General features: G+C 63.8%; 20 protein-coding genes. 13 read left to right on the forward strand and 7 right to left on the reverse strand.

What is annotated here, in order from left to right; translation table 11 throughout:
• Positions 1-57: 57 nt before the first annotated feature.
• Complete coding sequence (locus AACH40_RS07255; protein ID WP_338645155.1) at positions 58-1,530, forward strand: serine hydrolase domain-containing protein; 1,473 nt, start codon at positions 58-60, stop codon at positions 1,528-1,530.
• Between the two features lie 32 nt (positions 1,531-1,562).
• Here AACH40_RS07255 and AACH40_RS07260 read toward each other — a convergent pair whose 3' ends face one another.
• From AACH40_RS07260 to purF, 3 genes are all read right to left on the reverse strand, one after another.
• Positions 1,563-1,928, reverse strand: a complete 366-nt coding sequence (locus AACH40_RS07260) for a PilZ domain-containing protein (protein ID WP_169494139.1) — start codon at positions 1,926-1,928, stop codon at positions 1,563-1,565.
• A 70-nt stretch (positions 1,929-1,998) separates the two neighbouring features.
• A complete protein-coding gene (locus tag AACH40_RS07265; RefSeq protein WP_338645156.1) occupies positions 1,999-2,724 on the reverse strand; it encodes an SDR family NAD(P)-dependent oxidoreductase in 726 nt (241 codons plus the stop codon).
• Positions 2,724-4,193 carry an amidophosphoribosyltransferase gene (gene purF / locus AACH40_RS07270; RefSeq protein WP_338645157.1) on the reverse strand — a complete coding sequence of 490 codons (1,470 nt, stop codon included), beginning with the start codon at positions 4,191-4,193 and terminating at the stop codon, positions 2,724-2,726. Before purF ends, AACH40_RS07265 begins: the two co-directional genes overlap by 1 nt.
• A gap of 343 nt (positions 4,194-4,536) precedes the next feature.
• Between purF and AACH40_RS07275 the strand changes: the two genes are divergently transcribed.
• From AACH40_RS07275 to AACH40_RS07325, 11 genes are all read left to right on the forward strand, one after another.
• Positions 4,537-5,439: a hypothetical protein gene (locus AACH40_RS07275; RefSeq protein WP_338645159.1), complete on the forward strand. Its 903-nt coding sequence runs from the start codon at positions 4,537-4,539 to the stop codon at positions 5,437-5,439.
• A gap of 142 nt (positions 5,440-5,581) precedes the next feature.
• Positions 5,582-6,823 carry a lipoprotein-releasing ABC transporter permease subunit gene (locus tag AACH40_RS07280; RefSeq protein WP_169494143.1) on the forward strand — a complete coding sequence of 414 codons (1,242 nt, stop codon included), beginning with the start codon at positions 5,582-5,584 and terminating at the stop codon, positions 6,821-6,823.
• Positions 6,816-7,505 carry an ABC transporter ATP-binding protein gene (locus AACH40_RS07285; RefSeq protein WP_338645161.1) on the forward strand — a complete coding sequence of 230 codons (690 nt, stop codon included), beginning with the start codon at positions 6,816-6,818 and terminating at the stop codon, positions 7,503-7,505. Before AACH40_RS07280 ends, AACH40_RS07285 begins: the two co-directional genes overlap by 8 nt.
• 60 nt (positions 7,506-7,565) lie before the next feature.
• The gene (locus AACH40_RS07290) at positions 7,566-7,832 is read left to right on the forward strand and encodes a hypothetical protein (RefSeq protein ID WP_169494145.1); all 267 of its coding nucleotides are present in this window, start codon (positions 7,566-7,568) and stop codon (positions 7,830-7,832) included.
• A 64-nt stretch (positions 7,833-7,896) separates the two neighbouring features.
• Positions 7,897-8,385 carry a glutathione peroxidase gene (locus AACH40_RS07295; protein WP_169494146.1) on the forward strand — a complete coding sequence of 163 codons (489 nt, stop codon included), beginning with the start codon at positions 7,897-7,899 and terminating at the stop codon, positions 8,383-8,385.
• Between the two features lie 61 nt (positions 8,386-8,446).
• Positions 8,447-12,040: a DNA polymerase III subunit alpha gene (dnaE, locus tag AACH40_RS07300; RefSeq protein WP_338645164.1), complete on the forward strand. Its 3,594-nt coding sequence runs from the start codon at positions 8,447-8,449 to the stop codon at positions 12,038-12,040.
• A gap of 10 nt (positions 12,041-12,050) precedes the next feature.
• Positions 12,051-13,673, forward strand: coding sequence for a long-chain fatty acid--CoA ligase (locus tag AACH40_RS07305; protein WP_338645166.1), 1,623 nt, complete (start codon positions 12,051-12,053; stop codon positions 13,671-13,673).
• 20 nt (positions 13,674-13,693) lie between these two features.
• A complete protein-coding gene (locus AACH40_RS07310; RefSeq protein ID WP_338645168.1) occupies positions 13,694-14,110 on the forward strand; it encodes a DUF1330 domain-containing protein in 417 nt (138 codons plus the stop codon).
• A gap of 4 nt (positions 14,111-14,114) precedes the next feature.
• Entirely contained in the window at positions 14,115-15,200 is a 1,086-nt protein-coding gene (locus tag AACH40_RS07315; protein ID WP_338645170.1) for an NADH:flavin oxidoreductase, read from the forward strand.
• Positions 15,201-15,288: 88 nt separating this feature from the next.
• Positions 15,289-15,927: a LemA family protein gene (locus AACH40_RS07320; protein WP_338645172.1), complete on the forward strand. Its 639-nt coding sequence runs from the start codon at positions 15,289-15,291 to the stop codon at positions 15,925-15,927.
• A 16-nt stretch (positions 15,928-15,943) separates the two neighbouring features.
• Positions 15,944-17,710, forward strand: a complete 1,767-nt coding sequence (locus AACH40_RS07325) for a M48 family metalloprotease (RefSeq protein ID WP_338645174.1) — start codon at positions 15,944-15,946, stop codon at positions 17,708-17,710.
• Positions 17,711-17,713: 3 nt separating this feature from the next.
• Here the strand turns inward: AACH40_RS07325 and AACH40_RS07330 are convergent, their stop codons facing one another.
• The 4 genes from AACH40_RS07330 to AACH40_RS07345 are packed head-to-tail and all read right to left on the reverse strand — an operon-like array spanning position 17,714 to position 21,909.
• Entirely contained in the window at positions 17,714-18,790 is a 1,077-nt protein-coding gene (locus tag AACH40_RS07330; protein ID WP_338645176.1) for a PA0069 family radical SAM protein, read from the reverse strand.
• 50 nt (positions 18,791-18,840) lie between these two features.
• Positions 18,841-19,368: a molybdenum cofactor biosynthesis protein B gene (moaB, locus tag AACH40_RS07335; protein ID WP_169494154.1), complete on the reverse strand. Its 528-nt coding sequence runs from the start codon at positions 19,366-19,368 to the stop codon at positions 18,841-18,843.
• Positions 19,358-21,139, reverse strand: coding sequence for a lytic transglycosylase domain-containing protein (locus AACH40_RS07340; RefSeq protein WP_422394889.1), 1,782 nt, complete (start codon positions 21,137-21,139; stop codon positions 19,358-19,360). Before AACH40_RS07340 ends, moaB begins: the two co-directional genes overlap by 11 nt.
• Entirely contained in the window at positions 21,136-21,909 is a 774-nt protein-coding gene (locus tag AACH40_RS07345; protein ID WP_338645178.1) for a hypothetical protein, read from the reverse strand. The genes AACH40_RS07340 and AACH40_RS07345 overlap by 4 nt, the downstream gene beginning before the upstream one ends.
• A gap of 100 nt (positions 21,910-22,009) precedes the next feature.
• Between AACH40_RS07345 and AACH40_RS07350 the strand changes: the two genes are divergently transcribed.
• Positions 22,010-23,659: an electron transfer flavoprotein-ubiquinone oxidoreductase gene (locus AACH40_RS07350; RefSeq protein WP_338645180.1), complete on the forward strand. Its 1,650-nt coding sequence runs from the start codon at positions 22,010-22,012 to the stop codon at positions 23,657-23,659.
• The last annotated feature ends 7 nt before the right edge of the window (positions 23,660-23,666 follow it).

The following is a 23,666-nucleotide window of genomic DNA, read 5'->3' on the forward strand; positions in this document are numbered from 1 at the left end:
TCCCGGAACCTCGACGCTGCAAAGAGCCATCGTTAAGCCTCGCCTTCCGGAGAAGGAATGGCGATGAAGAGTGGGTGGCTGCGGCGAGATCTGTTGAAGGCGGCACCCGCTTTGGCTCTTGGCGCAGTGCCGTTTGCATTGCGCGCCGGTGTTCCAGGCGATCCAATCGCCGCTCGGCTCGATGCGTTCCTGAATGATGCCAAGGCTGATGGCATTTCGATTGCTATCGTGCGCGATGGATTGACGCGATACCATGATGCTGGGTTCGCGGTGCGTGGCGGTGCCCGCGCAAGCAAGGGTACAGTCTACGAGATTGGCTCGATCACCAAGACTTTCACGGGGCTGATCCTCGCGCACGCGATCAGGGAAAGGCGCGTCGCGCTGACCGACGACGTACGGCGCTATCTGCCCGCCGGTTTCGACAATCTGTCTAAGGATGGGCGTGCCGTCACCCTTGCAGATATCATCACTACATCGTCGGCCTTGCCGGACAACGTTCCCGATTGGAAGGCAGGGCTCGGCAATCCCAGCCCCGCTGAATTACCGCAGCGCGTCGTGGAGTTTTACAAGGACTATACGCAGGGGGACTTTCTTCGCGATCTTGCCAAAGCCAGCCTGACAGACACACCGGGCAGGGAGCCGCGCCATTCCAACACCGCGTCGCAATTGCTCGGTATCGTGCTTTCGCGGATCTATGGACAGCCGTACGCGGCACTGGTCGCGCGCTTTATCGAAAAGCCCCTGCGCATGCGCGAAGGAACGGGCGATATCCCGATTGAGCGCTTGGCAATCGGCTATGACGAAAAAGCGATGCCGCCGCTCGCAGTGCCCCTGATAATGCCCGCTGGCGGTTTGCGGTATGGCACGGCGGACATGGCCCGCTACATCAATGCGCAGATTGCAGCAGACGATCCGGCAATCCTTCAGACTCAGCAGCCGTTGTGGGGAACGCCAGACCATCAAGCCATCGGTTTTCACTGGATCATCGCCAAGGCAGCCGACAGCCGCCTGTATTATCGGCACAGCGGCGGCAGCTTTGGCTGCTCAAGCTACTGCGAATTCTATCCTTCGCAGCGTTACGGGATCGTCTTGCTGACCAATCGCGGCAATGGAGACGTGCAGTATCAGCTGGAGCAGCTTGCAGGCGAGATCCACGATATCGTGTGCGGTGCCCCAGTGGGCCTGGCGCAACTGCGACGTGCGCTCGAAGCCACCGACTATGCCGATGTGCCAGCCAGCATTGCCGGGGTGCGGCATCAGCACCCCGAATTGCATTTGAACGAGGATCGGTTGAACGAGTGGGGCTATCGCCTGTTGTTCGGCAAGCGCGCCCGAGCCGCCGTTGCGATCTTTGCCTACAATGTCGCCGCCAATCCGCTCAGTGCAAACGCGCATGACAGCTACGCCGATGCCTTGTCTGCTATAGGGGACAAAGCCGGTGCCATGGCGGCGTACGGGAGAGCCCTGGAGCTGAACCCGAACAACGATCACAGCGCCGAGATGTTGGCGGAGCTGCGCAAAGGGACTTAAGGTCCTCCCTTCGCTCGACCTTGCCGTAGCTCCTAAAGCGGCGGTTGCAGCGGCGTCGCCCCGTAGCGCGCCAACAGATCGTCGAGCACGACGACGCTGAGCAGGTTGGCGAAGGCGCAGCCGACCATGCCGTCCTGCCACCAGACGACTTCGGCCTGCATCGATTCCAGCCCCGGAAGCGTCAGCCAGCACATCGTGCCCACGTGCATTCGGTGCAGCGCCACGGCCGAGAAGCCGCCGAGAGAGAGGTCCTGAACCGTGGTCGGGAAGCTCTTGGCGGCAGATGCGCGCAAGGTCGACGGGATGGCCACGCGGTTGCGCGGGGCGCAGCGGTCCTCTTGCGCCGAGTATTCGTAGCTGCCCGGTCCGAACCGGGAATCACGCCATGTCGTGCTCATCGACCCAATCCGCATTCCCGTAACGGTCGGCAGGATGGGCTGAGTGTGACGTGACGACGTTAACGCGGGCTTACGCGGGAGGGTTAACGCGCTCCCGGTGCGGGCTGGCGAAGAATTCGCCCAGCATCGCGACGATACGGTCGGCCACGACTTCGGGCTCCTTGACCGTCAGCGGATCTTCGCCGGGGTAGGCCTTGGCGCGCATGGCGGTGCGGGTGGCGCCTGGATCGACAACGGCAACGCGGATCTTCGAAGTGCCCCGCGTTTCCAGCGCATAGCTTTCGAGCAGGTTGTCGAACGCGGCCTTGGAAGAGCCATAGGCGCCCCAGTAGGCGCGGGGCGAGGCGCCGACGCTGCTGGTGACGCCGACAACGCGCGGGTCGGCGCTTTTCTTGAGCATGCGGTCGAAGCCCATGATCAGCGCTTGCGTGGCAAGGATGTTGAGCGTCAGCGCGCGCATGAAGTCGCGCTGTTCGATCTGCCACACGGGCGTCAGCACCGGCAGCACGGCGGCGTTGATGACGAGAATGTCGAGCGCATCCCAGCGCGTGCCGATGGCGGTCGCCAGGCGGGCGATGCCTTCGGGCTCGGCGAGATCGACAGGGGCGATCGTGGCGGTGCCGCCGGCGGCGAAGATCGCTTCCTCGATCGCCTCGAGATCCTTGGCGGTGCGCGCGACGAGGATGACGTGCGCGCCGGCCGCGGCGAGCGCCTTGGCCGTGGCCGCGCCGATGCCCCGGCTGGCACCGGTGACGAGGGCAACCTGCCCTTCGAACGGCCGTGATTCAGCGCTCATCAGGCGACCTTGCCCACCGGCAGCGCGAGCTGGCCCTGATCCTCGCGCTCAGCCATGTCGGTAAGGCGCGTGGGGTATTCGCCCGAGAAACAGGCGTCGCAGTACTGCGGGCAGGCCTTGTTGCGCTGCGCCTCGCCTACGGCGCGGTAGAGCCCTTCGATCGAGACGAAGGCGAGGCTGTCGGCCTGGATGAACTTGGCCATCGCCTCCACATCCATGCGCGCGGCGAGCAGCTTGGAGCGTTCGGGCGTGTCGACGCCATAGAAGCAGGAATGCTCGGTCGGCGGACTGGCGATGCGCATGTGCACTTCGCTGGCGCCGGCATCGCGCATCATCTGCACGATCTTGAGGCTGGTGGTGCCGCGCACGATCGAATCGTCGATCAGCACGATGCGCTTGCCTTCGACAAGGGCGCGGTTGGCGTTGTGCTTGCGCTTGACGTCCAGATTGCGCGCGCCGTCCGACGGCTGGATGAAGGTGCGACCGACGTAGTGCGAGCGGATGATGCCGAGTTCGAACGGCAGGCCCGACTGCTGGGCATAGCCGAGCGCTGCGGGCACGCCGCTATCGGGCACCGGGATGACGAGATCGGCATCGGCCGGGGCTTCCACGGCGAGTTCGGCGCCGATCGCCTTGCGCGCCTGGTAAACCGAACGTCCGCCCATGATGGAGTCCGGGCGGCTGAAATAGACGTGTTCGAAAATGCAGGGACGCCCAGCCTGATCGCCGAACGGGCGGTGGCTGCTGATCTCGCCATCGAGGCTGACCTGGATCAGTTCGCCCGGTTCGACTTCGCGCAGCAGTTCGGCACCGACGACATCGAGCGCGACGGTTTCGCTGGCAAAGACCACCGCATCGCCGAGCTTGCCCATCACCAGCGGACGGATGCCGAGCGGATCGCGGCAGGCGATCATGCCTTCGGGCGTCATGCAGATCAGCGAATAGGCGCCTTCGACCAGGCGCAGCGCATCGACGAAGCGGTCGAGCAGCGTGGGGTAGCGGCTCGTCGCCACGAGATGAATGATGACTTCGGTGTCGGACGTCGACTGGAAGATCGCGCCCTTCTGGACGAGGTCGCGCTTGAGGAACATCGCGTTCGAGATGTTGCCGTTGTGCGCGATGGCAAAGCCGCCCGAAGCGAGATCCGCAAACAGCGGCTGCACGTTGCGCAGGCCCGATCCACCGGTCGTGGAATAGCGGACGTGGCCGGCGGCCATCATCCCCGGCAGCTCGGCAATCGCCTGGCCCGAAGAGAAGTTGGCGGCGACATGGCCGATGCCACGGCGTGAATAGAACTCGCGCCCATCAAAGCTGGTGATGCCCACGGCTTCCTGGCCGCGATGCTGCAGCGCGTGCAGCCCGAGAGCGGCCATGGCGGCGGCATCGCGCGCGCCGAGCACGCCGAAAATGCCGCATTCCTCGCGCAGCTTGTCGCCGTCGCGGTCGTGAAAGGGATCGGTGATATTCATGGTTTTGGTGGACTCACGCGCTGGACTTACTGGGGCGCGCTGGGCCGCCGGCCAGGGTCGGCGCCCATGTGGCGACCTTTGTCACAGAACGCAAGGGGATTGCTGCAGGTGCGCTGTCCCGCCCGGAACCGGGGGCGCTATCCAATCGTATCGATGTCAGATTTTTCAAGGAGCTGAAGAGCAATGTCGACCGATCTCATCCGCAACGCGATCATTGTCGTCGTTGCGCTGTTCGTCGGGCTGCTCACGCTGTCCTACGCAACGCACGTGGTGCTTTGAGCCGCCGAGCAGGCTCATGCCGGGGTTAGGTCCGCCTTAATCATTGGCCGTCATGTAACGGGCGATGCAACGCGCCCGCGAATCCCGTTCGTGCACGGTCACCGTCATCGTCTATGCGATGGCGGTCAGCTATTCGATCCTGGTCAGCCGCTTCGAAGGCGGCATCGCGATGATCTGGGTCGGTGGGCCGGTATTGGCTGCGCGGCTGGTCGAAACGCCCCGCCCGCTGTGGCTGCGGACCCTGCTGTGGTGCATGCTGGTCAATGTCGTCATCACCGGTTGCATCGGGCTCGGCTGGGGGCCGGCGGTTCCCCTCGCGGTGGTCAACGTGGCCGAGGCGACGGGTGCGGCCCTGATATTGCGTGTCCTGCTCCGATCGTGCTGGCCCGAAGATGCGCTGGAGCTGGTGGCGGGGTATTACCTCGGCATCGGCCTGCTCGTGCCGCTTGGCGGCGCGGCTCTGGGCACGCTGGTATTGCCGCTGATCGTGCCGTTCCATGGCGCGCACAGTTTCTTTCACTGGTTCATCGGCCACGCGGTCGGCCTGATCATGGCTATCCCGGTCTCGCTGACGCTATCGCGCCTGGCGGGAGGGCGCGAGCGGTTCGAGCACGAGGAGGTCGTTTCGAGTGTGCTGCAACTCGCGGTGATGGCGCTGCTGACCTACGCGGTGTTTACCCAGACCATGCCGATCGCCCTGCTGCTGCCGATGGCACTGGCCGTCTGTGTCGCCTGGTTTGGCAACGCTTTGATTGCAACCTCGCTGCCGGTCGTGCTCGCCATGATCGGTGGCCGGTTGACGCGCGCGGGATACGGCCCGTTCCAGCTTCTCGATCTGCCGCTGGGCGACAGGATGCAGCTCTTTGCACTCTATGCCGCTGCCGCGACGCTGTGCGTGCTGCCGCTGGTATGTGAGCGCGCCGCGCGACATCGCCGCCGGGCTACGCTGGTAATGGCGCTCGACTGAGCGGGAACCGATAGCGCCCTCGCGCGGTTGAGCGCGCCGAGTGGGCTGGTGGGGAGGCATTGCCAGTTTGGGCGAGTCCCCTTAAGTCCCCCATCGCGCATTCCATCAGGCCAACATTCGGCCTAAGCGAAAGACCCGCTGCTTGATCCTCTCGCCGTTCGAATGGACCATCGCCAAGCGCTACATGCTGCCGGGGCGGGGGGAGGCGTTCATCGCTCTTGTTGCCGGCATCAGCTTTGTCGCGGTGACGCTGGGCGTCGCCGCACTGGTTATCGTGATGAGCGTGATGAACGGTTTCCGCGCGGAACTGCTCGAAAAGATCGTGGGGCTGAACGGCCATGCCATCATCCAGGCCTATGGCGGCCGGCTCGACGATTGGCAGGACATCCTCAAGAAGGTCGAGGCGACGCCCGGCGTCACCCGCGCCTCGCCATTGATCGAACAGCCGTTGCTGGCGACCTTCAATGGCCGGGTCGAGGCGATCCTGGTGCGCGGCAATACGAAGCCCGACCTCAAGCGGCTGTCGGAGAAAGTCGTCGCAGGCAATTTCGCGTCCCTGACCGAGAATTCGGGCAACGTCGCAATCGGATCGCGGCTGGCTGAAAACCTGGGCGTGCGGATCGGCGACACGATCACGATCATCAATCCGGCGGGGCGCTCGACCCCATTCGGCACGGTGCCGCGCCAGGTCGGCTATACAGTGTCGGCGATCTTCGAGATCGGCGTCTACGATTACGACAACGCCTATGTCGTGATGCCGATACCCGACGCTCAGACCCTGCTGCTGACCGGCGATACCATCGGCATGATCGAGGTGACCACGACCAATGCCGACACCGCAATGCAGACGATGGCGCCAATCAAGCAGGCGCTGGCGGGCCGCGCGGTGGTGACGGACTGGAAGACGATGAACGCCAGCCTGTTCGAGGCGCTTGCGGTGGAGCGGGTGGCGATGTTCGTGGTGCTGTCGATCATCGTGCTGGTCGCCGTGTTCAACATCCTTTCGTCGCTGATCATGCTGGTGCGGGCCAAGACGCGCGACATCGCGATTCTGCGGACCATGGGGGCGACACGCAGAAGCCTGCTCAAGATCTTCGTCACCATCGGTTTCGTGATCGGTGCGTGCGGAACGCTGGGCGGCCTGATCCTGGGCTTCGTCTTCCTGTTTTTCCGTCAGCCGGTGGTCCACGCGGTGGAGTACCTGACGGGACAGAACCTGTGGGACCCATCCATCCGCTTCCTGACCGACCTGCCAAGCCGCAGCGATCCGGTCGAAATCACGGTGATTTGCATCATGGCGCTTGTGCTGAGCTTCCTTGCCACGCTCTATCCGGCGCTAAAGGCGGCAAGCACTGATCCCGTTCAGGTGCTGCGCTATGAGTGACGCGGCCAACTCCGCTCCGGTGGTCCGGCTTGACAATCTGCGCCGCAGCTTCACGCAAGGCGGGGTGACCATCGACGTCCTGCGCGGCGTGAACCTTGAAATCCGTCCGGGTGAAATCGTCGCCCTGCTGGGACCATCGGGTTCGGGCAAGTCGACCATGCTCCAGGCGGTTGGACTGCTCGAAGGCGGGTTCGAGGGGCTGATCGAGATCGCCGGCATCAACGCTTCGGCACTGTCGGGCGATGCGCGCACCACTCTGCGGCGCGATCACTTGGGCTTCGTCTATCAATTCCATCACTTGCTGCCCGATTTCAATGCGACCGAGAACGTCGTTTTGCCGCAGATGGTGGCAGGCAGGACTGCAGCGGATGCAAAGGCGCGCGCGGAGGAACTGCTGGCGGCGCTGGGGCTCGGGCATCGGCTCGACCATCGTCCCAACCAGCTTTCCGGCGGCGAGCAGCAGCGCGTGGCGGTGGCGAGAGCGCTTGCCAACCAGCCAGCGCTGGTGCTGGCGGACGAGCCGACGGGCAATCTTGACGAAGCGACGGCCGACCGCGTGCTTGAGGAGTTTCTGAAGCTGGTGCGCGGGGAGGGCAGTGCGGCGCTCATCGCGACGCACAACGAACGCCTCGCCTTGCGCATGGACCGGGTCGTCCGGCTGCATGAAGGCGTGCTCGCATAGGGGGACGGGATACGGGAACCCGGTTCGCGCGTTGCAGCGGCGAAAGGAGATCGTACCGTCATGAACACAACGATCCGTGGGGAATCGTCAAACGCCAGCGCAGATTTCTGGAAGGACCATGCAACGGTCCTGCGCCGGGATGCCGCCGATGGCGTGTTCCACAACTTTGCGACGCTGCATTCTGGCACCTTTGCCGCCATGGTGCGGCTGGTTTCGCGCATGCCCGAAGCCGAACGCAACAGCCTGGTGATCGAAAAAGCGGGGGATCGCCAATATGGTCCCGGCGAGATCATGGCGATGTCGCGCCGCAACGACTTTCCGGGTTGAACGCGCCGGCGGGCTGTGACACCACCCTATTTGATTGTACGCAACCAAATAGGGTGAGCCTCTCATGTCCGGTCCGCACACCATCGCCGATTTCAAGGCGAAGCTTCCCAATGGCGATACGATCGATCTTGCCGACAAGGCGGGCAAGGTCCTGCTGGTGGTGAATACGGCATCGAAGTGCGGCTTCACCCCGCAGTACGACGGGCTTGAGAAGCTTTGGAAGAGCTACGGCGACAAGGGGTTCGAGGTGCTTGCCTTCCCTTGTAACCAGTTCGGCGGGCAGGAGCCGGGCACGGCGGAAGAGATCGACAGCTTCTGCAAGGTGAACTTCGGCGTCAGCTTCCCGTTGATGGCCAAGATCGAGGTCAACGGCCCCAACGCCGATCCGCTTTACGACTGGCTCAAGGCGGAAGCGCCGGGCGTGCTGGGGACGAAGGCGATCAAATGGAACTTTACCAAGTTCCTCATCGGCCGCGATGGCAAAGTCGTGAAACGCTACGCCCCGACCGACAAGCCGGAAAGCATCCAGAAGGATATCGAAGCGCTGCTGTGATCGGTTGAAAACGGGGCGTCGGTCGCTCGCCAAAGCGGCCAGCGTTACCTACATTCGGAAAATGCCTTACGCTCCCTTCGTGCCGCTGCGCGTGTTTTCGTCCTACACCATGCTCGATGGCGCGGTCGACCCGAAGATCATTGCCAAGACGGCGGCGGAGCGCGGGTTTCCGGCGATCGCGATCACTGACCGCAACGGGCTTTATGGCAGCGCGGCCTTTGCCAAGGCGTGCAAGGACGTGGGGGTGCAGCCGGTCATCGGCGTCATGCTCGCCGTCGCGCGGCCGGAGCGCGAAGGTGCGGCGACGGGTTTCGGACCGGCAGCGCCTACGATCGACTGGCTGGGGCTCTATGCGCAGGATTCGAAGGGGTACGACAACCTCTGCCACCTCGTCAGCCGGGCGCACCTCGACCGCCCCCTCGAATTCGCGCCGCATGTCGTGCTGGCCGATCTGGTTGGCCATACCGACAGCCTGATCTGCCTGACGGGTGGCGGCGAAGGGGCGCTGACGCGACTGTTCGCTGGTGGTCAGAAGGCGGCGGCCGAGGCATATTGCGACCGGCTGCAGGAGTTGTTTGGCGACCGCCTTTACATTGAACTCACCCGCACGGGCGATCCGGTCGAAAGCGGGGGCGAGGACGGGTTGTTCGACCTCGCCTATGCGCGCGATATTCCGCTCGTCGCGACAAATCCGGCCTGCTTTGCCGAAGCCGGGTTCTATGCCGCGCACGATGCCATGCTGTGCATCGCCAGTTCCACCCATGTCGACAGTGCGGACCGGCCGCGTTCCTCGCAGGAGTGGTGGATCAAGCCCGTCGAGATGATGGAACAGCTCTTCGCGGATTGTCCCGAAGCGCTGGCCAATTCGCTGGTCGTGGCGCAGCGAACGGCTTGCACGCCGCCCAAGCGCAAGCCGATCCTGCCAAGCCTTGCCGGTGACAAAGAGGGCGAGGCCAAGGCCTGCGCCGCCGACAGCCGGACCGGTCTCGTCACGCGGCTGAAGCCCTATTACCCCGAAGCCGCGCACGCCGAACTGGCGGCGCTGCTGACGCTGGGGCCCGACGCCGAGCCCGACCATGCCGACTACCCGCAATTGCTGGTCGCGGGCGTGCTCGAAGAAGTGCTTGGATATCGAGAGCGGCTCGAGTTCGAGATCTCGATCATCAACCGCATGGGCTTTGGCGGCTACTTCCTGATCGTGGCCGACTTCATCAAGTGGGCCAAGGAGAACGGCATTCCGGTCGGACCCGGCCGTGGTTCGGGCGCGGGGTCGCTCGTTGCGTGGGCGCTGACGATCACCGATCTCGATCCCATCAAGCTCGGGCTGCTGTTCGAACGCTTTCTCAATCCGGAACGCGTGTCGATGCCCGACTTCGATATCGACTTCTGCGAAACCCGGCGCGGCGAGGTGATCCGCTACGTCCAGCGCAAGTACGGCGACGATCACGTTGCGCAGATCATCACCTTCGGCAAGCTGAAGGCGCGCGCGGTGCTGCGCGATACCGGGCGCATCCTGCAGATGAGCTATGGCCAGGTCGACCGGCTGTGCAAGATGGTGCCCAACCATCCGACCGACCCCTGGCCGCTGCCGCGCGCGCTCAACGGCGTGCTGGAATTGAAGCGCGAATACGACCGTGATCCCGAGGTCAAGCGACTGATAGACCTGGCGATGCAGCTCGAAGGCCTGCCGCGCAACAGTTCTACGCACGCGGCGGGCGTGGTGATCGGCGACCGGCCGCTGGCGCAGCTGGTGCCGCTCTACCGCGATCCGCGTTCGGACATGCCCGTGACGCAGTTCGACATGAAGTTCGTCGAGGATGCGGGGCTGGTGAAGTTCGACTTCCTCGGCCTGAAGACGTTGTCGGTGCTGCGCAAGGCGGTCGACCTGATGGCGAAGCGCGGGATCGAGATCGATCTGTCGACACTCGCCTGGGACGATGTCGATACCTACAAGCTGCTGCAGTCTGGCGACACGGTTGGCGTGTTCCAGCTGGAATCCGAAGGCATGCGGCGCACGCTGGCGGCGGTGAAGCCGACCAACTTCGGTGACATCATTGCGCTGGTCTCGCTCTACCGCCCGGGGCCGATGGACAACATTCCGCTGTTCGGGCGGCGCAAGAACGGGCTCGAGAGCATCGAGTACCCGCACGAGAAGCTCGCCGGGATCCTGTCCGAGACCTACGGCATCTTCGTCTACCAGGAACAGGTCATGCAGGCCGCGCAGATCCTCGCGGGCTATTCGCTGGGCGATGCCGATCTTCTGCGCCGCGCCATGGGCAAGAAGGTCCAGGCAGAGATGGACGCGCAGCGCCAGCGCTTCGTCGACGGGTGCAAGACGGTGTCCGACATCCCGGCGGCGAAGGCCAACGAGCTGTTCGACTTGATCGACAAGTTCGCAGGCTACGGCTTCAACAAGAGCCACGCCGCCGCCTACGCGCTGCTCGCCTACCAGACGGCGTGGCTCAAGACGCATTACCCGCACGAATTCTACGCGGCCTCGATGTGCTTCGACATGCACCAGTCGGAAAAGCTTGCGGTGTTTGTGGATGACATGCGGCGCAACGGCGTGTCGCTCGCCGGGCCGGACATCAACCATTCCGAAGCGGAGTTTACCGTCGAGCGGACGGACGACGGCTTTGCCGTGCGCTATGCGCTGGCAGGCCTGCGCAACGTGGGCGAGAAGGCGATGGAAGCGATCGTCGCCGAGCGCGAAGCGAACGGGGAGTTCGTGAGCCTGGACGACCTGTTCAAGCGGGTTCCGGCAGGATCGATGAACCGGCGGCAGCTGGAAGCGCTGGCCGCGGGCGGGGCGCTGGATTGTCTCGAGCCCAACCGCGCCAAGCTGATCGCCAATGCCGAACTGCTGATGGCGGTGGCCGACGAGGCGGCCCGGTCGCGCACGTCGGGCCAGGGCGGCCTGTTCGGTGGTGATGACCATGCAGCGCCGGCAACGCGGCTCGCCGAGACGAAGCCATGGAGCCGGGCCGAGCAGATGGCGGCCGAGCGCGAGAACTTCGGCTTCTATTTCGCGGCGCATCCGGTCGAGGAATATCGCGCGGTGGCGTCGGCCAATGGCGCGCGATCGTACGGAAGCCTGATGACCGGCGGCGGCGAGGGCGGCGGCAGCCGGTCGGGTGCGGTGATGGCGGCGCTGGTGGAGAATGTGCAGAAGCGCAAGACGAAGAAGGGCAAGGACTTCGTCATGGCGGACTTCTCCGATTCGTCGGGACTGTTCTCCGCATCGTGCTTCGAGGAGGCTCTGGTTGACGATTTCGTGACCTGGGCGCGCGAGGGCACTTGCGTGCTTCTGAATGTCGAACTCGACCGGCCGAACCCCGATGAGCCGCCGCGCGTCACTGTTCGCAACGCGCGGCCGCTGTCCTCTGTGACCAGCGCGGCGCGCATGATGCTGAAGCTGGACGTTACGACACCCGAGGCGATGGCGGAGCTCGCCCTGCTGCTGCCGCGTGGGAACGATGCCAAGGGCGAGGTGGTGGCGCGGCTCAAGACGGGCAGGGGGCGTGAACCCTTGGTCCGGCTCGGCACCGACTTCCGCCTCGACAGCGACTTGATTGAACGATTGATTCCCATCGAGGGGCTTGCCAATGTGGCGCTGACCGCAAGACCGGAACGGCATCTGCGGCTCGTCGAATAGGGAGAGAGCGATGTTTCAGCTGGGTGCAATGCAGGACTGGAAGCTGCGGGTCACTCATCTGATAGACCACGCCGCGCGCGAACACGGTGGGCGCGAGATCGTGACGCGCTGGGCCGATGGCACCGAGAGCCGCACCAACTGGGCCGGGATCCGCCATGATGCGTTAAGAATGGTGCAGGCGCTGCGCCGCGTCGGCATCGGCCCGGGCGACCGGATCGCCACGCTGGCGATGAACCATCACCGCCATCTCGTCACCTGGTATGGGGCGGTCGGCGTGGGCGGCATTCTCCACACGATCAATCCGCGCCTGTTCGACGACCAGCTTGAATACATCGCCAACCACGCCGAGGACAAAGTCCTGCTGTTCGACAAGGTCTGGGCACCGGTGGTCGAGCGGATGAAGCCGCGCTGGTCGACGATCGAGCACTATATCTGCTTCGACAGCGACGAATCGGCACAAAGCTTCGAGGACTGGATCGCCGCTGAGGACGGCAATGCCGAGTGGGCCGACGGAGACGAGCGCGACCCCTGCATGCTCTGCTATACCAGCGGAACGACGGGCAACCCCAAGGGCGTGCTTTACGAGCACCGCTCGACGATGCTCCACGCGATCACCTGCCAATCCCCGGGGGTTTTCGGGATCGACACGCGCATGGTGATGATGCCGATCGTGCCCATGTTCCATGCGGCCAGCTGGGGCATTCCCTGGGCCGGTGCGGCGGCCGGGGCCAAGTTTGTCTATTGCGCAACCAACGATGCAGCGACGCTGTGCGACCTGTTCGAGAACGAGAAGGTCACGGCATCGGCCGGCGTGCCGACCGTATGGCTGAGCCTGCTGCAGTACATCGATGCGAACGGCCGGGATATTCCGGCAAGCCTGCGGCAGGTGGTCTGCGGTGGCTCTGCGATGCCTAGGGCGATGATCGAGCGCTTCATGAAAAAGGGCATCCGCATCGCCCACGCCTGGGGCATGACCGAAACGTCGCCGATCGGTACGACCGGCGCCGAGCCGGCGGACTGGGACGAGCTGAGCTTCGAGGAGCAGGTCGATCTCAAGGCCAAGCAGGGGCGGGTGCCGTTCGGGGTTGAACTGCGCTGTGTCGATCTCGGCGATCCGACGAAGGTGCTTCCGCGCGATGGGGAAACATCGGGAGCCCTGCAGGTTCGCGGGCCGTGGGTGGTCAAACGCTACTTCAAGGCAGAGAAGGATGCGACGGACGCGGAGCAGTGGTTTGACACCGGCGATGTCGCCGTTATCCATCCTGACGGCACCTTGCAACTGACTGACCGAACCAAGGACGTCATCAAATCCGGCGGCGAGTGGATCAGTTCGGTCGAACTGGAGAACGCGGCGATCGGGCACCCGGCGGTTGCCGAAGCGGCCGCGATCGGGGTCTATCATCCCAAGTGGGACGAACGCCCGCTGTTGGTGGTGGTGTGCAAGCCCGGTGCGTCTTGTAACGGCGACGAAATCCGCGCTTTCCTTGCTGCGCACGTCGCGAAGTGGTGGGTGCCCGATGCGGTCGCATTCGTGGACGCGATCCCGCACACCGGAACCGGCAAGATCAGCAAGAAGGACCTGCGCGAGCAGTTCAGGGACTACGCCTGGCCGTCGCTCACCGGCGTTGCCTGAACAGATTTTAGGATGTCGCGATGACCAACTACATTGATCCGAGCCGCGAGAATTTCGACCGTTTCAAGAGCCTGCCACGCGATACGCCGGTGCACATGCTCAACCTGGTGCGGTTCAAGGCGCTGGCCGACTATCCCGAAGGGCATGAGCTCGCCGGCAAGGGGCTGACCGGAGCCGAAGCCTATGCGGAGTATTTCCGCACGATCCAGCCGGTGCTCGAGCGGGCAGGGGGCAGGATTGTATGGAAGGGCGGCTTCGAGGCCATGGTGACGGGGCCGTCCGAATGGGAATGGGACGAAACCTTCATCATGGCCTATCCCAGTGCGGCCGCGTTCATGGGCATGGTCAAGGATCCCGACTATGCGCCGGTCGTCGTGCATCGCCAGGCGGCGGTCGAAGACAGCCGGCTGGTCCGCTTCGCTCCGGTCGAAGGATAAACAGGTGGCATACGAGAAGCTGGCGCAGCCGCTGACCCTGACACGCGGTCCTTCGTGGAAGAACCGCTTCATGCTGGCGCCGCTGACCAATCAGCAGAGCCACGACGACGGAACGCTCTCAGACGACGAGTACAATTGGCTGGTCGCGCGTGCGAAGGGCGGCTTTGGCATGGTCATGACTGCTGCCGCGCACGTCCAGCGGGTTGGGCAGGGGTTTGTCGGGCAGATCGGGGCGTTCGCGGACGAACATCTCGATGGGCTTTCACGCCTGGCTGATGGAATCCGCGAAAATGGGGCCGTATCGTCCGTGCAGTTGCACCATGCCGGATCGCGTTCTGACAAGGCGGTGGTCGCTCATCCTGTTAGCGCGTCTGATGTGGAAGCCGCAGGGGCTCGCGGCCTTTCGACCGACGAGGTTCAGCGACTGCGCGACGATTTTGTCGCGGCGGCGGTCCGGGCGGAGAAAGCGGGCTTCGACGGGGTCGAAGTGCACGGCGCGCACGGATACATCCTCGCCGAATTCCTTTCGCCCGAGATCAACCGGCGCGAAGATCGTTATGGTGGAAGCCCTAAAAACCGGGCGCAACTGGTGCTGGAGATCATCGACGGCATCCGTGCAAGCTGCGGCGCCCAGTTTCAGCTGGGCCTGCGTGTGTCGCCCGAGCGCTTTGGCCAGAAGCTGCTCGAAATTCGCAGTCTGATCGCGGACGTCATGGCGGGCGGAAAGCTCGACTACGTTGACCTTTCGCTATGGGACGTTCGTAAGGTTGCCAATGATCCCGAAGGCAAGGGGCGGCCGCTGATCGACTGGTTCATGGATCTGCCGCGCGGCGGCACCCAGTTGGGCGTGGCCGGCAAGATATTGGCGGCCGACGATTGCGCCTGGGCTCTCGAGAAAGGCTGCGATTTCGTGGCCATCGGACGCGGTGCGATTTTGCGCCACGATTTCCCCAAACGCGTGCTGGCCGATGCAGAATATACATCACCGCCATTGCCTGTCACCGAACAGCATCTGATCGATGAAGCGCTCAGCCCCACCTTTGTGCATTACATGAAGAACTGGAAGGGCTTCGTCGCTGAACCAGCGTGATGGCGGCTCTGGTCCCTTCTGTAAGATAAATTAAGTAATTTCGCCTAGATCCTAGCCCCATCGCATCTCGTACGGGGGCACAGGTTCGATGCAGATGGCACAAACCGGCAGTTTTTTCGAGCAGATCGACCTGCAGGGTCGCATGGTGCGCGCGAGCAATTTCGCGCTCGACAATTGGTGGCTCTGGGTCGTGCTGGCGCTGGCGCTCTGGCTCTACCGGCGGCTCCGCTCGCAACATGCAATGCTTGCACGTCTCGATGAGCGCGCCGATGCGGCGATGGCCGATGTCGATGCCTTGCTGCTCGAACGGCGGACGCTCGTCGGCAATCTGGTCGAAGTGGTGCGGGGTTTTGCCGATCGCGAACAGGTCATGATCCGCGATGTGCTCAAGGCCCGGATCGACGCGATTGCTGCGTTGGGACAAGGCGCGATGATCGCGCAGGATCAGTCCGCAGGCATCCTGCAGAACGTGACCGATCTCAGCGAAAGCTTCCCCGAGCTTGCGACGTACGGCCAGTTCGTGACGCTACGGAGCGATCTCATCCGCATCGACGAGAAGATCACCGCGGCGCGCAAGTTCTACAACCTTGCGGTAGAAGAACACAACGCCGCGCTGCGCGCGTTTCCGGCCAACCTGATGCGTGGTGCAACCGCGCCTCGCGACAATTTCTCGCTGGGAGAGCAGCGCCGGGCCGAACTCAGCGAAGTTCAGCAAATCGCGCTTTGACGCAAGGGGGCGCCCCATGGCCCGAAGCAAACTGGAACCTTCCGGATATCTTGCGCATGCTGCTGCGAACCGTCGCCATGTCTGGGGCTATCTGATCGCTTACGTCATGGCGTACGAGCTGATCGGCGCCTTTGTGCTGATCCTCCCGCTGCTGATGTTCGATCCGCAGCATACGATGCTCAGCGACCCTGTGGGCTATGCCGTTCGCTACATGCTGCCGCTTGCGGTGGTGAGCGGGCTGATCTTCCGGCACATATACCGGGGACATGCCAAGGCTGTCATGCGCACGCTGGCGATCCGCAAGGTAGGCCGCGCGGAGGAGCCGCGCTTCGTGGCAATCGGCGAACAACAGTGCACCGCACTCGGCGTGCGCTTTCCCGCATTCGCCGTCATCGAGGTCGATGCGCGCAACTGCCTGACGGTGGGAGAGGGACCAGATCATGGGCTGATCGCGGTCACCAGGGGTTTGCTCGACGCGCTCGACGACGACGAGCTCGCCGCCGTTTTGGCGCACGAGGCGGCGCATATCCGGAATGGCGATACGCGCGTGCTGGCGGCCAACCATGCGCTGCAGCGCACGGCGGTACTGCTCCAATGTGACAATCCATTCCGTATCGAAGACTGGCGACAACTGATCGTCCCGCTGGTTCTGCCGCCTTTCCTGATCCTTTTGCTGGCAGGTGGGGCGGCCACGATGGTGGCGATGCAGCTTTCATTCCATGCCCGCCGCGGCGTGCGGCTGTCGCGCGATCATATCGCCGACGGCGATGCGATCAGGATGACCCATTTTCCCGAAGCCTTGGTCGACGCGCTGCGCAAGGTTGCGGGCCGGGGTTCGTTTCCAGGCAGTCTCCGCGTCGAAGGCATGCTGTTCGATGGACCGAATGATCACGACGGCGGGACCCACCCTCCGGTGGAGGAACGGATCGCGGCGATCAGCTCGCTCGGGAAAGAGCTGCTAGCGCCGGGGCGTTCGCGTCGCGACACCCGCAGCGGGGGCCCAGTCCGACGCTTTGGCGTGGCGGCGCGTGCAGTACCCGGAATTCGCGGCGACGTCCTAACGGCCGACGCACCAATGCAGTTTGCATACGATGCCGATGGCAGGCCGCTCAACCAGCCGCCGACGCATACGCTCAAGATCCATGCGATGATGCTCACCGACCCGGCGGCATACCGCCGGTGGCGCGAGGCGACGATCGCCTGGTACGAATGGCGTGCCAACGATAAACGCAACGCGTTCGGCATGCGACCGCAACTGTTGATTCCAATGGCGGCGCTGATTGCATTTCTAGCAGTGTTTCACTGGCCGCGCGACAATGATCCGGCCAAGTTCCTGCAGGTATTCAGCCCGTCCAGTATCGTCTCCATGGCAAGCCAGATGCGTGAAGAGCCCGTATTCTGCTCTTCATCGAATGCCAGTACCGATAGCCATTGCGGGCAGACTATCCGCGCGCTGAACGCCCATACGAACGTCGGCCAAAACGCACCGCCTCCCATTCCGCCGGATCCCTTCGCCCACTCCGGCACGCGCGTGTCCGATGGTTCCGACGGTCCGCCTGACACCGGTTTCGGCAGTGCTGCGTTCCTGATGCCGCTATTGATGTTTTCGCTGGTGGGGATGGCGATCTTTTCTCCCAGGACGTTGCGGCGCTTGTTCGGCGTGGTCGATTACACACCGCCGCCACCGGTGCATGATACGCGGCTGCCCGACGCCGTCGAGCGTCCCGCTGGTGCGCAAGTTGCTCCACCATCAATCCGTGGTTTCGGTCGCAAGGGCGTTTAGCTGTCAGAAAAGGGCCAGCTGCCCATCGGCGGCAGGGGGCCGGAACTGGCTGCAATCGAGATCGATCTTCACTTGCCCGATCCCGGCGCGGCGGCAGGCGAGGTGGAAGCGACTGCGGATGAGGTCGGCCCAGACACCCTGCGGCTTCATCCGTGTGAAGAAATTCGCGTCGTTGTCCTTGCCCCCGCGCACGTCGCGGATGATCGCCATCACCTTGCCCGCCCGGTCGGGAAAGTGGGTTTCCAGCCATTCGCGAAATAGGGGGGCCACTTCGTGGGGTAGGCGGACCATGATCCAGCTTGCTGATTGCACGCCCATCGCGCCGGCCCGTTCGAGAATGGCTTCCAGAAACGAATCGGTGATCGATGGGATGACCGGTGCGACGGAGACGTGCGCCGGTATTCCTGCTTCCACCAGTTTGCCGAGCGCCGCCAAACGCTTGGCCGGAGCCGAGGCGCGCGGTTCGAGCAAGCCGGACAGCTTCGGGTCAAGACTGGTGACCGAGATGCCAACGGCCACCAGCCGTTCACGGGCAAGCTTTTCAAGAACGTCGATATCGTCGAGCACGCGCGCGGATTTGGTGGTGATGGTGACCGGATGGCGCACCTCGAGGCACAATTGGAGCACGGCGCGTGTTATGCGATAGTCGCGCTCTATCGGCTGGTAGGGGTCGGTATTTGTACCCATGGCCAGGGGCTGGGGCTTGTAGCCGCGGCCGGCGAAGGTCCTGCGCAGGATTTCGACCGCGTTTGGCTTGGCAAAAAGCTTGGTTTCGAAGTCGAGCCCCGGCGAAAGGTCGTGAAATGCATGGGTTGGCCGGGCGTAGCAGTAAATGCAGCCATGCTCGCAGCCGCGATAGGCGTTGAGCGAACGATCGAACGGGATGTCCGGCGAGCGATTGAAGCTGACGATCGTCTTGGGGAATTCTTCGACGACCGTGGTGCGCAGCTTTGATCCCGGTCCATCGATGTCTGCTTGCATATCGAGCCAGTCACCATCGGCCTCGCGCGTGGCGAGACCGAAGCGGGTTGGCACGGCGCCGCTCACTGCGCCGCGCCCGCGAGGCGCAGGCTGGGACATGCGGCGATTAGAACATAAAGAGAACAGTGGCGCAAGCGCCGACCGCGCACTTAGCTCTCGAGCAGCCTCGGCATCAATTCGACGAAGTTGCAGGGCCGATTGCGGCTATCGAGTTGTTCGGCAAGGATGCCGTCCCACCCGTCCTTCACCGCCCCGTTGGACCCGGGAAGCGCGAAGATGTAGGTTCCGCGAGCGACGACTGCGCAGGCCCGCGACTGGATGGTGCTCGTGCCGATGGTCTTGAAGCTGAGCCACCGGAACAATTCGCCAAATCCGGGAATGTCGCGGGTCTTGATCCGCTCCAGCGCCTCGGGCGTAACATCGCGGCCGGTGAGTCCGGTTCCGCCGGTGATCACCACGGCGTCCACGGCCCGATCGTCAATCCAGTTGTTGAGGCGGCTGACAATGCGGTCGGCATCGTCCTTTTCCAGCGCGCGCGCTGCGAGCTTGTGACCGGCGCCCTTGATGCGCTCGCAAAGGATGTCGCCAGAAGTGTCCTCTGCCGGTCCCCGGGTATCGGAGACGGTGAGGACAGCTATGTTGATCGGCTTGAAAGTGCGGGTCTGGTCAATTGCCACGCGAGGCCATCCGCACGTTCTGCGCACCATCGAGGCCGGGAAACTTCGGCCACATGCCCTGGACGAGTCCGACGCGGCTTTCCGAAGGTCCGCCCGCCTGCTTTTCGTACATCCAGTAATTGCGCATGACCGTCGCAACGTAGCCGCGCGTTTCCCAGTAAGGGATAGATTCCATCCAGAGAAGGGGATCGCCCTTGTCGCGCACTTCCACGTTCCAGCGCCCGATGGGCATCGGCCCCGCATTGTAGGCAGCGATTACCTTGGGCAGCAGGCCCTGGGTTTCCGGCCGGGCTTTCAGCTGGGAGAGATAGGTCTGGCCGAACGCGAGGTTCACGTCGGGAAGGTCCAACTGCTTTTCACGCCCAATCATCAGGGGATCGATCTTCGTCAGATCGCGCGCCGTGCCGGGAAGAACCTGCATCAGGCCCTTCGCGCCTGCCGGGCTCGTGACCGCGGTGCGGAAGTTCGATTCCTGCAGGGAGTGCGCGAAAAGAAGTGCCGGATCGACCTTCCACCCGTTTGCCGGGGTCCACTTCGGCGCGGGGAAGCGAGCAGCTTCATCCGCACGGGCGCCGGCTGGTGCGTTGTAGGCCATCCACAGCTGGGTGGAGGGCAGGCCAAGATCACGAGCAAGGCGGGAAAGCGGTGCATATTGGCCGGGCGCACCGATGCGGGCCTGATAGCGCAAGACTTCGTCAGCGAGGCCATCTTCGCCGATTTCCGCCAACTGGACGGCAAGGCGCACGTTGTTGACCGTGCGCAGTTGCTGCCAGTCCTGATCCGAGAAATCCGGCGCGGCGGCGGGCACTGCTTCGCGCAGCCCGAGCGCCTCTGCAGCCATCATGCCGTACAGCGAATCCCGGTTCCGGGCGGCCGCGCGTAGTGAGGCTGATACCTTTTCAGGCTTGCGACACCGCAGCCAGGCACGGCTTGCCCAATAATTTGCTGCGGCCGCAAGCTCCGGGTTCGAAGCCATGCCTGCGGCACGTTCAAACGTTTCGCCCGCCGCCATGCAATCGTCCATGCGCCAGGCGGCAAGCCCTGCGGTCCACAGTGCTTCGGGAACCCAGGCGCCGCTGCCCGATTCGAACGCCGAGAGCGAAATCAGCCGAGCATTTGCATCGTCGTTTTCGATGTAGAAGGCCCAGCCCACCTTCTGGCGCCATTCGGCGCGCGCTTCGTTCGACAGCGTGGCATCCACCCCGTCGAGCAGCAGGCGAGCGCCCAGCGGGTCATCATTCTTGATGCGGTCGGTAATTGCCGCTGCGATGCTGTCAGGCATCGTGCCGTCGGCAATCGAGCGCGGCTTCAGCCGCTTGGACAGCGTCGGCACGTTGAACATGGCCTGCGTGGCAGGGGGCGTGATGGGCAGCGCAGTTGCGCCCCGCTTGAGCGCCAGGCGGCCGATCTGGTCCGACCACGGCATGTCCGGCGCCTGCGACAGCAGGTCGGTCAACGGCTGAAGCTCTGCCTTGGGCGAATTTGCGGCGAGGTAATACTGCGCCTTGGCCACGGCATGAAGCGGACCATCAGCACGCTGGGCAAGCATCTGCTGCACAGCGTTCCAGTCTTCCCGCTCGATCGCGCCAAACAGGCTCTTATAATAAGTGCGATCGTCCTGGCTGAGCAAAGTGGGAACAGCCGTGCGATCGGCGCGGCTGCGGAAGTAGTCGACCGCCGCGCTGTTGGCCTGTGCGGGTATCGCTGCGGCGAGCGAAATGCATGTGGCCAAGGCCGCAAGGCCCGCCCGGGATTGTCGTCCCTTGATCACGCTTCTTGGTTCCCCGTCCATTCCAGCCAGCGGTTCCATAGACTTGCCTTGAAGGCCGGGCGCGCGAGCAGCGCATCCAAGTCGTATGTCGCCATTGCAGGCGTGCTGCCCCCTTCATGGTTAAACGACGGTAAATTCGAAAGACTATGCGGCGAATCGTTGTCGATCAGCGCCGAGACGAGGGATCTGCCGAGCACAAGAAGTCGCTGCGGCCTTACGAGCGCGATGTGATGTTGCAGGACGTCGCCAAGCCGACGCGCCTTCCAATCGGCCCAATCGGGAGCTGTGATTCGCGCCGGTAGTACCGAGGCTAGGTAGGTTTTACTCCGATCTGTGCCGATTGCCCCAAGCATCGCATCGATCAATTTGCCTCCACGGCCGGAAAGAAGCGTATCCGAATCTTCGGCCTCCGGCATGGCAATCAGCACCATCAGCGCCGCCCCGGTAGGGCCGGAAGGGGAAACACGTTGCAACCCGGCCGGAGCGAGCGAGGGCTCTTCCAGCCACCACGGTGCAAATGCTTCCAGCACGGCGGGCCAGCTATCGCGAGCTCCACCTGCCAGCGGGATCGCCGCTACGGATTGTTCTGGTTCGGTTTTGGTCCGGGCATGGGCCATCCTGCCGTCAGCTGGCGTCGGGGCGGCAGCTGCAAGCCAATCCTGCGGCGTATCGACGAAGGCGAAGTCGAGCCCAGCATCACGCCACCAGTCCAGCGCGCCGCTGATCGCTTCGCCCAGCCAGGCGCCATCGGAGTCCGTCGCGCCGCTCACCTGTCTCTATGTCCAGTCACGAAGGCGGTATTGACCTTGCTCGCCGCAGCTTTCAAGGCAGGGGAATAATTCAATCGAGCGTTTAAGCGGAGCCTGGGGAATGAGTGAACGGGAATCGATGCCGTACGACGTCGTGATCGTCGGGGGCGGTCCGGCCGGTCTGGCGGCTTCCATCCGCCTCAAGCAGGTCAACCCCGATATCTCGGTCTGCCTTCTCGAGAAGGGGTCCGAGGTCGGCGCGCACATCCTGTCTGGCGCAGTCGTCGATCCGAAGGCGCTGGACGAACTGTTGCCGGAATGGCGCTCGATGGACTGCCCGATGGCCGAAACGCCGGTGACCGACAATTGGCACTGGGTGTTGAGCCGCAAGGGCAAGATGAGCATCCCGCACTGGCCGATGCCGCCCTTCATGTCGAACCACGGCAACTATACCGGCTCGCTGGGCAGCCTGTGTCGCTGGCTGGCTGAACAGGCAATGGAGCTGGGGGTCGAGATCTTCCCGGGGTTCCCTGCCGCTGAAGTGCTGTTCGACGAAAATGGCGCCGTCATGGGCGTGGCCACGGGCGACATGGGCATCGGCAAGGATGGCGAAAAGAAGCCGGACTACCAGCCGGGAATGGAGCTCCACGCCAAGTACACGCTGTTCGCCGAAGGCGCGCGCGGGCACCTGACCAAGCGACTGAAGGCGCACTTCGATCTGGAGCGCGATTGCCAGCCGCAGGTCTATGGCATCGGCATCAAGGAACTGTGGGACATCGATCCCGAAAAGCACGTTCCAGGCCGCGTGATCCACACGCAGGGCTGGCCGCTGTCGGAAAGCAACACCTGGGGCGGCGGGTTTCTTTACCACCAGGCCAACAACCAGGTTGCCTTGGGCTTCGTGACGGCGCTCGATTACGCCAACCCCTACGTCTACCCGTTCGAGGAATTCCAGCGCTGGAAGCAGCACCCGGAAATCCGCAAGATTCTCGAAGGCGGTCGCCGGGTTTCCTATGGCGCGCGCGCGATCAACGAAGGCGGCTGGCAGTCCGTGCCGCGCCTGTCCTTCCCGGGCGGTGCGCTGATCGGGTGCTCGGCAGGCTTCGTCAATGTGCCGCGAATCAAGGGCAGCCACACCGCGATGAAGAGCGGGATGCTCGCCGCCGAGGCGATCAATGCCGCCATCGCCGCAGGCCGTGAAAAGGACGACATGGTGGAATACGACACCGCCGTCCGGGAAAGCTGGATCGCAACCGAGCTCAAGAAGGTGCAGAACGCACAGCCGCTGATCGCCAAGTTCGGCGGCGAACTCGGCACCGTGCTCGCCGGCGCGGACATGTGGCTACGCCAGCTGTTCAAATTCGGTATCGCCAAGCCGCTAAAGCACCACCGCGATAGCGAGGCGACGCAGCGGGCCGATCTGTTCAAGCCGATCCAGTATCCCAAGCCCGATGGCGTGATCAGCTTCGACCGGCTGTCGAGCGTGTTTCTTTCGGGCACCAATCACGAGGAAGACCAGCCGAGCCACCTAAAGCTGAAGGATCCGACCATCCCGACGCGGGTCAACCTTCCGATCTATGCCGGTCCGGAACAGCGCTACTGCCCGGCAGGCGTGTACGAGTATGTCGGCGTCGAGGAAGGCGCTCCGCGGCTGCAGATCAACGCGCAGAACTGCGTGCACTGCAAGACCTGCGACATCAAGGACATGACCCAGAACATCGAATGGGTCACGCCTGAGGGCGGCGGCGGCCCGAACTATCCGAACATGTGATCGGTAA

The organism is Novosphingobium olei (assembly GCF_037076535.1).
Lineage (GTDB): Bacteria > Pseudomonadota > Alphaproteobacteria > Sphingomonadales > Sphingomonadaceae > Novosphingobium > Novosphingobium olei.

Bases quoted from the DNA above. Each gene is read 5' to 3' on its own strand.
- AACH40_RS07310 (WP_338645168.1), top strand. From the start codon at position 13,694: ATGACCAACTACATTGATCCGAGCCGCGAGAATTTCGACCGTTTCAAG.
- AACH40_RS07265 (WP_338645156.1), bottom strand. From the start codon at position 2,724: ATGAGCGCTGAATCACGGCCGTTCGAAGGGCAGGTTGCCCTCGTCACC.
- AACH40_RS07275 (WP_338645159.1), top strand. From the start codon at position 4,537: ATGCAACGCGCCCGCGAATCCCGTTCGTGCACGGTCACCGTCATCGTC.
- AACH40_RS07305 (WP_338645166.1), top strand. From the start codon at position 12,051: ATGTTTCAGCTGGGTGCAATGCAGGACTGGAAGCTGCGGGTCACTCAT.
- AACH40_RS07325 (WP_338645174.1), top strand. From the start codon at position 15,944: ATGGCCCGAAGCAAACTGGAACCTTCCGGATATCTTGCGCATGCTGCT.
- AACH40_RS07260 (WP_169494139.1), bottom strand. From the start codon at position 1,928: ATGAGCACGACATGGCGTGATTCCCGGTTCGGACCGGGCAGCTACGAA.
- AACH40_RS07320 (WP_338645172.1), top strand. From the start codon at position 15,289: ATGCAGATGGCACAAACCGGCAGTTTTTTCGAGCAGATCGACCTGCAG.
- AACH40_RS07255 (WP_338645155.1), top strand. From the start codon at position 58: ATGGCGATGAAGAGTGGGTGGCTGCGGCGAGATCTGTTGAAGGCGGCA.
- AACH40_RS07330 (WP_338645176.1), bottom strand. From the start codon at position 18,790: ATGTCCCAGCCTGCGCCTCGCGGGCGCGGCGCAGTGAGCGGCGCCGTG.
- AACH40_RS07350 (WP_338645180.1), top strand. From the start codon at position 22,010: ATGAGTGAACGGGAATCGATGCCGTACGACGTCGTGATCGTCGGGGGC.
- AACH40_RS07285 (WP_338645161.1), top strand. From the start codon at position 6,816: ATGAGTGACGCGGCCAACTCCGCTCCGGTGGTCCGGCTTGACAATCTG.
- AACH40_RS07290 (WP_169494145.1), top strand. From the start codon at position 7,566: ATGAACACAACGATCCGTGGGGAATCGTCAAACGCCAGCGCAGATTTC.
- AACH40_RS07295 (WP_169494146.1), top strand. From the start codon at position 7,897: ATGTCCGGTCCGCACACCATCGCCGATTTCAAGGCGAAGCTTCCCAAT.
- purF (WP_338645157.1), bottom strand. From the start codon at position 4,193: ATGAATATCACCGATCCCTTTCACGACCGCGACGGCGACAAGCTGCGC.
- dnaE (WP_338645164.1), top strand. From the start codon at position 8,447: ATGCCTTACGCTCCCTTCGTGCCGCTGCGCGTGTTTTCGTCCTACACC.